This is a genomic window from Streptomyces glaucescens, assembly GCF_002154375.1.
Classification (GTDB): Bacteria; Actinomycetota; Actinomycetes; order Streptomycetales; family Streptomycetaceae; genus Streptomyces; species Streptomyces glaucescens.
In genome coordinates, this window is the sequence record NZ_MUND01000409.1 from 1 (window position 1) to 13,219 (window position 13,219).

The 13,219-nt window shown below is 73.6% G+C and carries 13 protein-coding genes and 1 pseudogene; 6 read left to right on the top strand and 8 right to left on the bottom strand.

Translation table 11 applies throughout. The features are described from left to right. Positions 1 to 90 precede the first annotated feature (90 nt). Together CCN42_RS45680 and CCN42_RS45685 are read left to right on the top strand one after the other, a co-directional pair. A pseudogene (locus CCN42_RS45680) lies at positions 91 to 447 on the top strand (FAD-dependent monooxygenase); the annotation flags it as partial. An 86-nt stretch (positions 448 to 533) separates the two neighbouring features. Then, positions 534 to 1,331: an FAD-dependent monooxygenase gene (locus CCN42_RS45685; RefSeq protein ID WP_281259528.1), complete on the top strand. Its 798-nt coding sequence runs from the start codon at positions 534 to 536 to the stop codon at positions 1,329 to 1,331. A 51-nt stretch (positions 1,332 to 1,382) separates the two neighbouring features. On the opposite strand, the gene CCN42_RS25280 is transcribed toward CCN42_RS45685, so the two are convergent. Beyond that, positions 1,383 to 2,054 carry a ScbR family autoregulator-binding transcription factor gene (locus CCN42_RS25280; protein ID WP_086739067.1) on the bottom strand — a complete coding sequence of 224 codons (672 nt, stop codon included), beginning with the start codon at positions 2,052 to 2,054 and terminating at the stop codon, positions 1,383 to 1,385. A 342-nt stretch (positions 2,055 to 2,396) separates the two neighbouring features. Further along, positions 2,397 to 3,302 carry a ScbA/BarX family gamma-butyrolactone biosynthesis protein gene (locus CCN42_RS25285; RefSeq protein ID WP_245877449.1) on the bottom strand — a complete coding sequence of 302 codons (906 nt, stop codon included), beginning with the start codon at positions 3,300 to 3,302 and terminating at the stop codon, positions 2,397 to 2,399. 167 nt (positions 3,303 to 3,469) lie between these two features. On the opposite strand from CCN42_RS25285, the gene CCN42_RS25290 reads away from it, so the two are divergent. Genes CCN42_RS25290 through CCN42_RS25300 form a run of 3 tightly spaced genes read left to right on the top strand, consistent with a single transcriptional unit; the run spans position 3,470 to position 8,372 of the window. Then, positions 3,470 to 4,111 (top strand): alpha/beta fold hydrolase, encoded by a 642-nt coding sequence (locus CCN42_RS25290; protein WP_211294792.1) that lies wholly within the window; start codon positions 3,470 to 3,472, stop codon positions 4,109 to 4,111. A 32-nt stretch (positions 4,112 to 4,143) separates the two neighbouring features. Further along, entirely contained in the window at positions 4,144 to 7,062 is a 2,919-nt protein-coding gene (locus tag CCN42_RS25295; protein WP_211294793.1) for a DEAD/DEAH box helicase, read from the top strand. Next, a complete protein-coding gene (locus tag CCN42_RS25300) occupies positions 7,059 to 8,372 on the top strand; it encodes an SWIM zinc finger family protein (RefSeq protein WP_086739070.1) in 1,314 nt (437 codons plus the stop codon). The genes CCN42_RS25295 and CCN42_RS25300 overlap by 4 nt, the downstream gene beginning before the upstream one ends. Before the next feature lie 45 nt (positions 8,373 to 8,417). Here CCN42_RS25300 and CCN42_RS25305 read toward each other — a convergent pair whose 3' ends face one another. The 6 genes from CCN42_RS25305 to CCN42_RS46205 form a co-directional block, all read right to left on the bottom strand. Further along, entirely contained in the window at positions 8,418 to 9,356 is a 939-nt protein-coding gene (locus CCN42_RS25305; RefSeq protein WP_086739072.1) for a PDR/VanB family oxidoreductase, read from the bottom strand. After that, on the bottom strand, positions 9,353 to 10,057 hold the full coding sequence (locus tag CCN42_RS44745) for a hypothetical protein (protein WP_086739073.1): 705 nt from the start codon (positions 10,055 to 10,057) through the stop codon (positions 9,353 to 9,355). Before CCN42_RS44745 ends, CCN42_RS25305 begins: the two co-directional genes overlap by 4 nt. Positions 10,058 to 10,351: 294 nt before the next feature. Continuing rightward, positions 10,352 to 10,780: an NmrA family NAD(P)-binding protein gene (locus CCN42_RS45690; protein WP_281259529.1), complete on the bottom strand. Its 429-nt coding sequence runs from the start codon at positions 10,778 to 10,780 to the stop codon at positions 10,352 to 10,354. 76 nt (positions 10,781 to 10,856) lie between these two features. Then, a complete protein-coding gene (locus tag CCN42_RS45695) occupies positions 10,857 to 11,090 on the bottom strand; it encodes an NmrA family NAD(P)-binding protein (RefSeq protein WP_281259531.1) in 234 nt (77 codons plus the stop codon). A gap of 76 nt (positions 11,091 to 11,166) precedes the next feature. Then, entirely contained in the window at positions 11,167 to 11,967 is an 801-nt protein-coding gene (locus CCN42_RS25320; protein WP_086739075.1) for an SDR family oxidoreductase, read from the bottom strand. After that, a complete protein-coding gene (locus tag CCN42_RS46205) occupies positions 11,927 to 12,406 on the bottom strand; it encodes an ester cyclase (RefSeq protein WP_422641187.1) in 480 nt (159 codons plus the stop codon). Before CCN42_RS46205 ends, CCN42_RS25320 begins: the two co-directional genes overlap by 41 nt. A gap of 250 nt (positions 12,407 to 12,656) precedes the next feature. Between CCN42_RS46205 and CCN42_RS25330 the strand changes: the two genes are divergently transcribed. Then, a partial coding sequence (locus tag CCN42_RS25330) for an SDR family NAD(P)-dependent oxidoreductase (RefSeq protein WP_086739077.1) occupies positions 12,657 to 13,219 on the top strand: 563 nt, incomplete at its 3' end.

Here is a 13,219-nt window from a genome sequence, read left to right on the forward strand (position 1 = left end):
GCACACCCGTGCAGGGCCGGCGGCCGGCCCTGCACGGGTGTGCGGTGCCGGGTCGGGCACAGGGGGTGCCGATGCCGGGTCGGGCACGGTGTGCCGTGCACGGCTCCGGACCGGGAGCCGGAGCCGATCCTGAGATGCCCTCAGGCGGAGCTCGAGCGGCACTTCGAGAGGCGGGCCCGGGCGGCGGGGGCGCGGGTCCTGCGCGGTTACCGGGTGAGTGAGATCGTCGAGGGGGACGGCGGTGTGCGGGTCGAGGCCGTCGGTCCTCGCGGTGTGCCGGCTGTCTGCCTCGTCCGGTACGTGGTGGGCGCCGACGGGGCCCGCAGCACGGTGCGGGCCCGGGCGCGTATTCCCTGCGAGACCCGGGCGGCGACGGTGTCCGCGCTGACGGGGGCGGTGACGCTCACGGATCCGCACGCGCTGGCCGAGGGCTGGCAGCGGACCGCCCGCGGCTGGATCGCCTGCAAGCGCGAGCCGGGGGCAGGACGCACACCCGCACGCTCAACTGCGCCGGGGCGCACCCCGACCGGTCCGTGCCGCCGACTCTGGAGGAGCTGCGCGGGGAGGTGTCCTGGCTGGCCGGACGGGACATCGCGATGCGCGATGCGCGCTGGGTGGGCAGGTTCAGCGACTTCACCCGGCTGGCCGGCACCTTCCGTGCGGGACGTGTCTTCCTGGCGGGGGACGCGGCGCACGTGCACTTCCCGATCGGCGGGCAGGGCCTGAGCACCGGAGTGCTGGACGCGCTCAACCTGGGCTGGAAGCTGGCGCTGGCGGTGCGCGGAGCGGCGGGTGCGGGGCTGCTGGACACCTACGACGCGGAGCGCCGGCCGGTGGCCCGGCGGGTCATCGACAACACGCAGGCCCAGCTGACGCTGATGCGGCCGGGATGCGAACTCGACGCGCTGCGGACGGTGTTCGCCGGCCTGATGGCGGCCGGCCGCGAGAGCGGGCAGCGGCTCGGCAGCATGATCAGCGCCCAGGACACGGTCCTGCCGGAGCACACCGCGGGTCCCGGTCCGGCGGCAGGGACGTTCCTTGACAACGTGGTACTCGCCACGGCGGCGGGCGAGCGGGACGCGATCCAGCTGCTGCAGGAGGGCAAGCCCCTGCTGCTGCTCTTCGGTGAGGAGGACAGCGGCCACCGCGACCAGGCGCGCGCGTGGGCCGGGACCTTGAAGGTGGTCCGCGCCCGGGCCGTGCCCGGCGTGCCGTACGAGGCGGTGCTGGTACGGCCCGACGGCTACCTGGCGTGGACATCGGGCGGCTGCGGCCTTCAGGAGGCGCTGTCGGTGTACTTCGCCAAGGACGCCCCGCCCGGGCGTCCTTGACGGCGTCCCGTCCCGTCCCGGCCGGTGGTCACGGTCTCCCGGTGGTTGCGGTCAGCCGGCGGTCACGGCCGCTTCCCCTGCCTCGGCCGCTTCCAGGGCCTCGGCGTAGACCCTGGCTCCCCGGCTCTCGGAGAGGTCGAGCGAGGCGAGGATGGAGGGGGCCACCGCGCTGGGCAGCACGTGCCGCATCATCGCGGAGACCCTGCCGGGCAGGTCGCGGTACTCGCAGACGGCCTGGGACATGGACTGGATGCCGGCGAACGAGCCCACGATGACGTCGGCCGTCTCGGCGGGCACGGCGTGGGGGAGCAGTTCGCCCCGCACCTGTGCCTCCTGCAGCAGTCTGCGGCCGACCTCCGCCCAGCGCAGGAACGGACCGCTGCGGTCCAGGCCCTGCGCCATCTGGTCCATCGTCAGCCGGACCCCGGCGCGGACCATCGGGTCGGTCTGCAGGCGATGGGCGTGCAGCATCACGGCGTCCGTGATCTCCTGCACCTTGGAGATGCGGGGCGGCACCATGATCCTGTGGTCCTGCTCGGCGAGTACGGCCTGGGCCAGGTCCTCCTTCGACATGAAGTGGAAGTACAGGGCGCCCTTGGTCGTCCTCGCCTCCTTGAGGATCTGGGAGATCGTGGCCGCTTGGTACCCGTGTTCCTCGAAGATCTTGGCCGCCGCCGAAAGGATCGTCCGGCGTGTGCGGATGGCTCGGACCTGCTCAGCCACGCTGCCTCCTCCCTCCTCAGGGTCGTCGGGCGCCGAAGACTCGAAGAAACCGCCCAGTCCGTACTTTACGGCGGGTGGCCGACCCCGCTGCTGACCGGCCGGGAAAAGGGCCAGGTGACGAAGGGAACGAACCCGTGCTGCTCGTCCACCGGCGCCGCCAGGGCCGCGGGAGCGGGAGCGGCCCGCCGCGTCCCCGCCGACTCCTGGCCGGCTCGGCGGCCCGCGGCACGGCCAGGGACCGGGGACCGGGGGACGTATCCCTGCAACGGGTGCGGCGCGCACGGCCGGGGCCGTCCGGGCCGCCTTGCGCATCTGGCGGATGTCGCGGATGCGGGACGGCGGTCAGGGCTCGTGCGGTCCCGCGGTCACCGTGCAGGCGAAAACCTGGGCGCCGTCCTGGACAGCGGTCACCAGGACGGTCTCCTGCCCTGCGGGAGCGGCGCCGGGCAGCCGGCGGGCCTGGATCGCGCAGGGTGTGGCCAGCTCGGTGTAGCGCGTGAACTCGCCGGTGATGCCGAGGGGGAGATAGCGGGGGCGTCCCAGTGCCGATGCGGTGGCCTGGCGGGCCGCCTCGATCAGGACCATGCCCGGCACGTGGTCGACCGCGTGCTCGAAGAGGACGGGATGCCGGGTGTCGGTCCGCAGCAGCCAGCGGTTGTGCTCGCCGGTGGGGGACAGGACCACGTCCATGGGCGACACGCGCCCCACGCTTCGCGGGGCCGCCGCGCTGATCGGTGCGAGCCGGCGGCAGTCACGGGCGAGCACACGCGCGCCGCGCACCCGCCGGTAGACCTGCGGCGCCAGGCACGAGAAGGACCCGCCGCCCGTCGCGACGACGTCGCCGTCGCGGCGGAAGACCGCCTCCAGGCGCAGACGGGCCAGGTTCCCGCCCCGCCGCTCGATCTGCGTGCACGTGACGTCGATGCTGAGCGCCGCGGGCTCGTACCCCACCCGCAGGTGACGCGGCCGGACGGCCAGGCCGATGTCCCGGACGAGGAACCAGATGGCCCTGCGCCCCCGAGCCCTGGCAGCAGCCGCCGCGGCCGCGCTTCTGCTGTCCCTGACCACCATCCCCGCGACCGCATCCACCGCACCGCCCGCCCACCCCGGCAAGCCGGCCGGGGCGAACTGCACACCGTTCACCTCCCGCGTGCCCCCGCCGAGGACACCCCCGCCGACCAGCGCATCGCCGGCACCCTCTGCACCCCGCGCGGCACCCGCGCCGGCACCGTCCAACTGCTCGTGCACGGCGGCACCTACGACCGGGACTACTGGAGCGTGCGCGCCCGCACCGGCAGCCCCACCTACGTGGAGTCCGCCACCCGGGCCGGACACGCCACGCTGGCGTCCGACCGGCTGGGCACCGGCGCCAGCTCCGCCCCGCACAGCTCCCGCTTCACCGAGACCACCCACGAGTGGGTCACCCTCCAGCTCATCCGCACCCTCGCGACCGCGGCTACCGCAAGGTCGACCTGGTCGGCCACTCCTTCGGCGCGACGGTGGCCCGCATGGTCGCCGTCAAGCACCCCGACGCCGTCGACGGACTCATCCTCACCGGCGAGGGCGCCCCGCCCAACCTGACGGCGTTCGAGGAGATGTTCCACCTGTACATGCCCGCCGGACAGCACCCGCTGCTGGCCTGGCGCCGCCTCGACGACGGCTACCTCGCCCTGCGGACCGGCGCCAAGACCGACTGGTTCTACGACCGCCGCACCACCGAACCGCACGTCATGCTGCGCGACGAACTCACCACCGAACCCAGCGTCTACCCCACCGACCCGGCCTACGGCGACATCTCCCTCAACGGGCGAATCCGCGATCCCGTCCTCGTCGTCGTCGGCCAGAACGACAGACTCATCTGCGGCGGCCAGGGCGCCGACTGCTCCACCCCAGCCGCCCTGAAGGCCGCCGCCGCACCCCTGTACGGGCCCCAGGCCCGGCTGGAAACCCTCCTCATTCCGGCCACCGGGCACAGCCTCAACATGCACCGCACCGCGCCCGCGTGGTACGCCTATGCGCAGGACTGGACCAAGCGCCGTGTGTACGGCGGACGTTGACCGGACTGCCGAACCAGGGGGCGGAACAGAATATGGTGTGGATGTCGCGTGAGCAGGCAGGCCTGCTGGCGCAGTGCGCGGTGGTCTTCGAGGCGGGCGATCCGGCGCGCACCGGAAAGCTCGCCTTCCGCTACCCCGGCGCCCCCGCCGGCCACGACCCCGCCGCACCGTCGTCCCTCGGCGAAGTCGGCGAAGCCGGTGAAGCAGATCTGGTCACCACCGACGGCGCCACCCTCACGGTACGCCGCTGCCCCGTCCTGCGGCTGACCGTCGCCGAGGCACTGCCCGCCCTCACCCTGGCCCGCCGGCTCCACACCGAAACGACCGCCGACGCCACCGCCGGCATCACCCCCAGCCCGTCCGCCGCGTTCTGGGGCGCAGCGACCGCCCTCGGCCTGCATCTCGCCGCCCGTGAACGGCTGCTCCCCGGAGTCTCCGCCACCGGCCACGACACCTGGCGCGCCGGCCCGCTCACCCCGCAGGACATCCAGCGCATCCGCGCACTGGCCGCCGCGGCACCGGCCGAGGCGCTCGCCGTCCCCCTGCCCGTACCGCCGGGCGGCCCGCTGCTGCTGCCCGACGCCGCCACCCTGCTGCGCTCCTTCGTCGACGCGGTCGCCGACACCCTGCCGCGCACCGCCGCCGCCCCCGCCGCGGCCGGCCGCCTGGCCTTCGCCGCCGTCGAACCCCAGCACATCCCCCAACTGCGCGCCTGGGCCGAGGAGATCTCCGCCGGCATCGACTCGGGCGTACGGCTGGCCCTGCGCCTGGACCTGGTACCCGCAGGCGACGGCCAGCCGCCCGCCGTGCGCCTCGTCCCCCAGGTCTCCAGCCGGGCCGACCCGACCCTCGGCTCCGACGCCGACGAACTGTTCGCCTCGGCCGAGGCCGCCGGGCTCGGACCGCGGGCCCAGGCCGACACCGTCCTCGCCGTACGACGGGCCGCCGACATCTGGCCGCCCCTGGCCCGCCTGCTGCCGGTGCCCTCCACCCTCGAACTCACCGCCCGCGAGGTCCAGGACCTGCTCGGCGACACCACCGGCCGGCTCGCCGCCCACGACATCGAGGTGCTCTGGCCCGAAAACGCCGCCCGTTCCCTCACCACCCGCGTCGTCGTCGGCGGCGAACGCAGACCGCCCGCCGACATGCGCTCCTTCTTCGGCGGCGACGGCACCGTCGACGTGCGCTGGCAGCTCGACCTCGACGGAGCGGCCCTCACCGAACAGGAGACGGCCGAGATCGCCGCCGCCGAGCAGCCGCTGGCCCTGCTGCGCGGGAACTGGGTCCTCATCGGCTCCGACATCGCCCGCAAGGCCCGCGAACGCGACCTCAAGCCGCTCAACCCCATCGAGGCGCTCGCCGTCGCCCTCACCGGATACACCGAGATTGGCGGCAAGCAGGTACGCGTCGCGCCCAGCACCTGGCTGCTCGCCCTGCGCCGGCGCCTGACCGAACCCGACGACGGCACCGAAACGGCCGAGCAGCCCGCCGCGCTCGCGGCCACCCTGCGCGACTACCAGCTGCGCGGCCTGCGCTGGATGCACCGCCTCACCTCACTCGGCCTCGGCGGCTGCCTCGCCGACGACATGGGCCTGGGCAAGACCATCCAGCTGATCTCGCTGCACCTGCTGCGCCAGGAGCAGCCCGACAGCGCCGGCCCCACCCTCGTCGTCTGCCCCGCCTCCCTGCTGGGCAACTGGCAGCGCGAGGTCGGCAGGTTCGCCCCCGGTACACCCGTCCGCCGCTACCACGGCCCCGGCCGCACCCTGGCCGGCGCCGACTCCGGCTTCGTCCTGACCACCTACGGCACCATGCGCCTGGACGCCGAGCGGCTCGGCGCACACCGCTGGAGCATGGTCGTCGCCGACGAGGCCCAGCACGTCAAGAACCCGCACTCCAGCACCGCGAAGGCGCTGCGGCTCATCCCCGCCGACGCCAGGATCGCCCTGACCGGCACCCCGGTCGAGAACAACCTCTCCGAACTCTGGGCCGTCCTGGACTGGACCACCCCCGGACTCCTCGGCAGCCACGGCCACTTCCGCAGCCGCTGGATCGCCGCCATCGAAGCCGAACACAAGGAACGCGCCGAGTTCGGACCACCCCCGGGCGAGGAGGGGGAGTACGGCTCCACCGCACAGCGACTGGCCGAACTGGTCCGCCCGTTCCTCCTGCGCCGCAAGAAGTCGGACCCCGGCATCGCCCCCGAACTCCCGCCCAAGACCGAGACGGACCGCCCGGTCCCCCTCACCCCCGAACAGCGCACCCTGTACGAGACCCACGTCCGCGAGATCATGGCGCAGATCAAGGCCACCGAGGGCATCGCCCGAAGCGGTCTGGTGCTCAAGCTGCTCACCGGCCTGAAGCAGATCTGCAACCACCCCGCACAGTTCCTCAAGGAGACCGACGGCACCCGGCTGGCCGGCCGTTCCGGCAAGCTGGAACTCCTCGACGAACTGCTGGACACCATCACCTCCGAGGACGGAGCCGCCCTGGTCTTCACCCAGTACGTCACCATGGCGCGGCTGCTGGAGGCCCACCTGCGCGAGCGCGGCGTCCCCACGCTGCTGCTCCACGGAGGCACCCCGGTGCCACGCCGCGAGGAGATGGTCCGCCGGTTCCAGGACGGGGAGGTGCCCGTCTTCCTGCTTTCCCTCAAGGCCGCCGGCACCGGACTCAACCTCACCCGCGCCGACCACGTCGTGCACTACGACCGCTGGTGGAACCCGGCGGTCGAGGCCCAGGCCACCGACCGCGCCTACCGCATCGGCCAGACCCGCACCGTCCAGGTGCACCGGATGATCGCCGAGGGCACCGTCGAGGACCGCATCGCCGCCCTGCTCGAAGCGAAGAAGAACCTGGCGGACGCCGTACTGGGCTCCGGGGAGCAGGCACTGACCGAACTGACCAACGACGAGCTGGCCAACCTGGTCGAGCTGAGGAGCGCGGGATGAGCGGGGACGAGACGGGCGCACGGGGCTTCCCGGCCTTCGCCGCACGACGGGGCAGCCGGGCACGCGGCCAGTCCTGGTGGGGCAAGGCCTGGGCCGACGCACTGGAGGACACCTCCCTGGAGGAGGACGCGCTGAAGAAGGGCCGGGCCTACGCGCGCACCGGCCGGCTCGGACCGATCACGGTCAGCCCCGGACGCATCTCCACCACCGGCTACGAAGACGACACCCCCTTCAAGACGGTGCTCACCCTGGAGCAACTCGACGAGGACGACTGGGAGTCGCTCTGGGAGAAGACCGCCGAACGGCCGGATGTGGTCGAGGAACTCCTCGCCGGTGAACTGCCCCCCGACCTGCTGGAAGCCGCCGAGGACGCACGGGTGCGGCTGCTGCCCGGCTACGGCGACCTGGAGGCGGACTGCGACTGCGACGCCTTCGACCACCCCTGCAAGCACGCGGCCGCGCTCTGCTACCAGGCGTCCTGGCTGCTGGACGAGGACGCGATGCTGCTGCTCCTGCTGCGGGGGCGCGGCGCGCAGGAGGCACAGGAGGAACTCCGGTCCGTCCTGCTGATGCAGGCGATCATCGGCGGCCTCGGGGACGAGGACGAGGACGAGGACGAGGACGACGCCGACGACGGCGCGGCGAACGACGAAGCGCAGCAGGAGGAGACGCGGGCCGCCGCCGTGCAGCTGCCGGACGGCACCCCCGCCGAGGAGGTGTTCGGCCGTGCGCCGGCGCCGCTCCCCGAGCTGCCGCCGCTGCCCGGACCGCCCCCCGGGCAGGACGCCTCCGCCACCGGGGTGGGAGCCGACCCCTTGGAGCAGCTGGTCACCACCGCGGCCGTGCGCGCCCGTGAACTGCTCGCCTACACCCACGGTTTCACCGCCGAGCCGTCGGCGCCGCTCGACCTGTGGCGGGACTGCGTACGGATCGCGGCGACCCGGCCCGGCGCGCAGGTCCTGGCCCGCCTGCGGGAGGCCTGCGGCAGCCCGCAGCAGCTGGACCGCGCCGCCGAGGCGTGGCGGCTGGGCGGCAGCGCCGGGCTGGACGTGCTGGAGGAGGCCTGGACGCCGCCGCAAGCGGACATCGCCCGGGCCCGCACCGCGCTCACCGCGGGCTGGGAGCACAACGAGCTCCCCGAGCTGGAGGTGCGCGACAACCGCTGGACGCTGGCCGGCACAGGGCTTCAGCTCCGCTACGGCCGCGACGGCCGCTGGTACCCGTACCGGCAGCAGGACGGCCGGTGGTGGCCGGCCGCCGCACCGCACCACGACCCGGCCGAGGTCCTCGCCGAGCTGCTCGACGGCTGAACCGGCGGGCCCCGGACGGACGAGGGTCCGTCCCGGGCCCGCACGCTACAGGTCCACCACGATCCGGCCGCCGCGGGCCCGCGAGACGCACGGGTACATCACGTCCGTACGCCCGCGCTCGGCGGGGGAGAGCACGTGGTCGCGGTGGTCGGGGGTACCCTGCAGCACGCGCAGCACGCGCAGCACGCAGCTGCCGCACAGGCCGTCCTCGCAGGAGGCGGTGAGTGCGGGTGCCTCCTGCCGGAGGGCGTCCAGCGCCGACTGGTCGGCCCGCACGCCCACCACCGCACCGGTGCTGCCGAGTTCGACCTCGAACGGCAGGTTCTCGCCCGCGGCCGCATCCGCGGCAGCCGCGAACCGCTCCAGGTGCAGCACCCCTTGGGGACAGGCGGTGTCCATCAGCTCCTCGACGGCCCGCATCAGCCCGTCCGGGCCGCAGCAGAACACCGCCGTGCCCGCCGGTGCCGCCCACAGGTACGCGGCGAGGTCGGGACGGCCGGTCACATCGCGCGGGTACACGAAGACCCGCTCCGGGCCGTAGCGCTCCAGCCGTGGCAGGAACGCCATGGAGGCGCGGCTGTGGCCCACGTACAGCAGCCGCCAGGGGGTGCCCCGCCGCCTGGCCTCCTCGATCATGGGCAGGAAGGGGACGATCCCGATGCCGCCCGCCACGAACAGGAAGGCGGGGGCGCCGGCCAGCGGGAAGTGGTTGCGCGGACCGCGCACGGTGACGCGGTCGCCCACGGACAGGCCGTGGACCTCGACCGAGCCGCCCCTGCCCTGCGGGTCCTGCAGCACCGCCACGTGATACGCCGAGCCGTCCGTGGGGTCGCCGTGCAGCGAGTACTGGCGCACCTTCCCCGAGGGCAGGACGAGGTCGATGTGCGCGCCCGGCCGCCACGGCTCGGTGGCCACCCCGGAGACGGGAACCAGCCGCAGGCCCACGACGCCCTCGGCCGGCCGGTCGACGGCCTCGACGGTCACCTGGACGTCACCGGCCCGGACCGGGCCGGCCCTCGGCCCGAGCCGGAGCCGGGGCCGGAGGACGGGGCAGGAGCAGCCGCGAGTGCCTGCGCGTACCGGCGCCCCCGGCGGGTACGCCCCCAAGGCTTGTAGACCGAGATGACGCCCACGAACACCAGCACACCGAAGACCGGCGGCACGGTCCAGGCGAGCAGCGTCCCCTCCGGGCCGGGCCGGTGGACGCCGTTCTCGGCCGCGGCCGCCTTCTCGGCGGCGGTCAGCACCAGCGGATGGGTGTACACCCAGGCGAACGCCGCGCTGCCCAGGCTGAGGACCCACTTCACCAGCAGCCACCAGTGGCGCAGCAGGCCCCACGGCGTCCCGCATCCCAGCAGCACGCCGGTGACCCCGCAGACCAGGCTGACCAGCGAGACGGTGCTCTCGTCGAAGATGCACATCGCGTAGTACGCGCCCTCGGCCACCCCGGGGCCCGAGGTGAGGTAGCCGATGAGCGCGAGCGTGGCCATCGACAGGGACAGGTCCAGCCAGCCGACCGACGACAGGATGTGCAGGGCGAGGGTCGGCTTCCGCCCCCTGGTACACAGCCGGAACGGCGCGCGTGCCGCCGCGGCCGGGGGCCCGGGCGGCGGCTCCTCCTTCCCGAACGCTTCTTCGGGCTCGCCGACGCTGGATGAGGGCCGGTGCCGGGTGGGGGTTGCCAAGGCTGCCTCGCTTTCGTCTCGCGTTCCGTGCCGGTTGTGCGCCTCGCGCACCTTCCGCCGGGCGGCCGGTGCGCGCGACGGCCTTCCCACCGTCGCGACCGTCACTGGAGTCCTGCTCGCGCGCACGTCGACAGGCGTCGCCCGCCGCGGCCGTCGTCCGGCCGTCAGACCGCGGGCACGGGGATGCCCTCGAGGTACGCCGCGAAGGACCGCAGCCCCGGATGCACGGCCCGCAGCGCCTTGATGTCCGCCTGGTACCCGTGACCCTGGAACCACTCGAACATCAGGACGATGTCAAGGGGCGTTGGGGATGTACGGGTTGTTCGCCACCGCGTCCAGCGGCAGCTCCTCGAACCGGGCCGGCAGCCCCGAGCGGGCCGAGAACGCCTCCGCGATCTGCGTCGCGGTCAGGGCATCGCCCGCGATCTCCACCGCCCGCCCCACGTACGCCTCCGGCCGGTCGAAGGCCTCGGCGGCGAACCAGCCGATGTCGTCGACCGCGATGAACTGCACCCGGGTGTCGGGCTTCAGCGCCAGCCGCACCACCAGCGTGCCGTCCACCCGCTCAGGCCCGTGGGCGGCGAAATCGTCCATGAAGAACGTCGGGCGCAGCACCGTCAGCGGCCCACCCGTGCCCTCCAGGTACCGCTCGATGCCCCGCTTGGAGTCGAAGTGCGGGACCCCGCTCTCCCGCTCCGCGCCACCCACCGACGTGTACACCACATGACCGGTCCCCACCGCCTTCGCGGCCGCGCGAGCGCCCGGCCCTGGCGGACCTCGCCACCCAGCCCGGCCGGGGTCATGAAGTTCTGCACGCGAACAGGCCGTGGAAACCCTCCAGCGCCGACCGCAGCGAGGACTCGTCGTCCAGGTCGCCGCGGACCAGCTCCACGCCCAGGTCCGCGAGCGCCCGCGCCCGCTGTGAGGCCGGGTCCCGCACCGGCGCCGCCACCGGCCGGCCGCGGCGGACCAGCTCCCGGGCCACCGCCCCGCCCTGCAGACCGGTCGCCCCGGTCGCCAGGATCCTGCTCATCTGACCATCCCCTTCGGATGCGTATCGCCGGAACTGCTCAGCCGAACAGGGCCGCGTTCTCCACGGCCCACCGGCGCTAGGGGCGCGGCTCGCACCCGGTGAGGTCTCGCACCGCACCGGTGGGCCAGGCCCACGGCACCCCGGGGCTGCGCAGGGCCGCCCCGTTGGTCTCGGCGGCCGGGCGGTCCCCGGTGATCCTGGTGAACACCTCCACCACCTCCTCGGGCGGCGCCACCGAGAACTCCAGCTCCCGTCCCAGCACGTCGCCCAGGATCCGGGCCTGCTCCTCGAAGGTCAGCGTCTCCGGACCGGTGAGCAGGTACGACTTGCCGAGGTGGCCGTCCCGCGTGAGCGCGACCACCGCGACCGAGGCGATGTCGTACTCGTCGATCGGAGCACCGGGGTTGTTGCCGATCCAGCAGCGCACCGAGCCGGTCTCACGGACCGCAGGGATCCACCAGGAGGTGTTGGCGTGGAACGGGCCCGGCCGCAGGAACGTCCACGGCACCCCGGACTCCTCGATCACCACCTCGGCCGCCCGGTGCTCCTGCGCGATGCCGTGCGGCATCGGGTGCTCGACGCCGGCGGAGGACAGCAGCACGATCCGGGAGGTGCCGGCCGCGCGGGCGGCGGCCGCCACGTTTGCCGCCTCACCGCCGACGTCGCCGGACAGCACCACCAGGGCTGCCGTGACCCCGTCGAAGGCGGCCGCGAGCGAGACGGGGTCGGCGGGGCTGCCCGCCACCACCTCCACACCCTGGGGCAGGCCCGCCTCCTGCGGGCTGCGGCTCAGCGCGCGGACCGGGTGGCCCAGCGCGAGCAGCTGGTCGACGGCCTCACGGCCGACCTTGCCGGTGGCTCCGGTGACCAGGAACACGGCTCAGTCCCTCCAGCCGCGCGGCTGCGGCCACGGAGAGCCGAGCTGCCGGTACGTGCCCTGGTAGTCCGGCCAGTCCCGGTGGTCGCGGATCTTGCCGTCGACGAAGCGGATCAGGTGGATCTGCTCGCCGGAGAAGACCCGGGCCGGTAGCGGCCATGCCGACGAGGTCGCCCACGTGGCGGCCGTACAGGACGAGATAGGCGCGCACCCACTCCCCGCGCTCCTCCAGCTGCACCTCCTCCAGCCGGGCCTCCTCCGAGAACGTCATCCGCAGCCACTTGACGGCCATGGCGAAGGAATCGGGACCGCGCAGGTCCATGTGCTCCATCGAGGCCGGATTGAGGTAGTCCGGGTGGATGTACTCCGCCACGTCGTCGGTGTTCCCCGTGTTGTACGCCTGGATCATCCGGCGCACGGCATCTGTCTGACCGCTCATCTCATTCCTTTCGTAAAAAGTCTTCAGCCCCCGGGCCTTTCGCAATCTTCAGGGGGCGGGAAGCCGCCCCGACAACCGCCAGGAATATCCCGGAAAGCAATTCGACGGAGCGTGCAGCAGGAATCGAGTGAATGTCGAGCAAGGCTCCGCGGCCGCGCCACGGAGGCCTTCCCTCAAGCGCCGCTCGGCCAGCCTTCGAGCGCGCCGGGAAAAAGTCGGACGCATCCATGCCCTTGACGGAGGTAGACCCATGACGACACAGACCAGCACGGTGGCCCTCGTCACCGGCGGCACCAGCGGGATCGGACTGGCCGTGGTGCGCGACCTCGCCCGCCGCGGTCACCGGGTCTTCCTCTGCGCCCGGACCGAGCAGCAGGCCAAGGAGACGGTGACGGACCTGCTCGACGAGGGCCTGGAAGCGGCCGGCGCCGTCGCCGACGTCCGCGACCCCGACTCGGTCAAGGCCCTCGTCGCGGCCGCCGTCGAAGCCTTCGGCCCGATCGGCATCCTCGTCAACAACGCCGGCCGCAGCGGCGGCGGCCCCACCGCCGACCTCACCGACGAACTGTGGGACGACGTCATCGCCACCAACCTCACCAGCGTCTTCCGGCTGACCCGAGAGGTCCTCAGGAACGGCGGCATGCAGGACCGCGGCCGGGGCCGGATCATCAACATCGCCTCCACCGCGGGCAAGCAGGGCGTCGTCCTCGGCGCCCCCTACTCCGCCTCCAAGCACGGCGTCGTCGGCTTCATCAAGGCCCTCGGCAACGAACTCGCCCCCACCGGGATCACCGTCAACGCCGTCTGCCCGGG

Bases quoted from the DNA above. Each gene is read 5' to 3' on its own strand.
- CCN42_RS25295 (WP_211294793.1), top strand. From the start codon at position 4,144: ATGGTGTGGATGTCGCGTGAGCAGGCAGGCCTGCTGGCGCAGTGCGCG.
- CCN42_RS25300 (WP_086739070.1), top strand. From the start codon at position 7,059: ATGAGCGGGGACGAGACGGGCGCACGGGGCTTCCCGGCCTTCGCCGCA.
- CCN42_RS45695 (WP_281259531.1), bottom strand. From the start codon at position 11,090: ATGAGCAGGATCCTGGCGACCGGGGCGACCGGTCTGCAGGGCGGGGCG.
- CCN42_RS46205 (WP_422641187.1), bottom strand. From the start codon at position 12,406: ATGAGCGGTCAGACAGATGCCGTGCGCCGGATGATCCAGGCGTACAAC.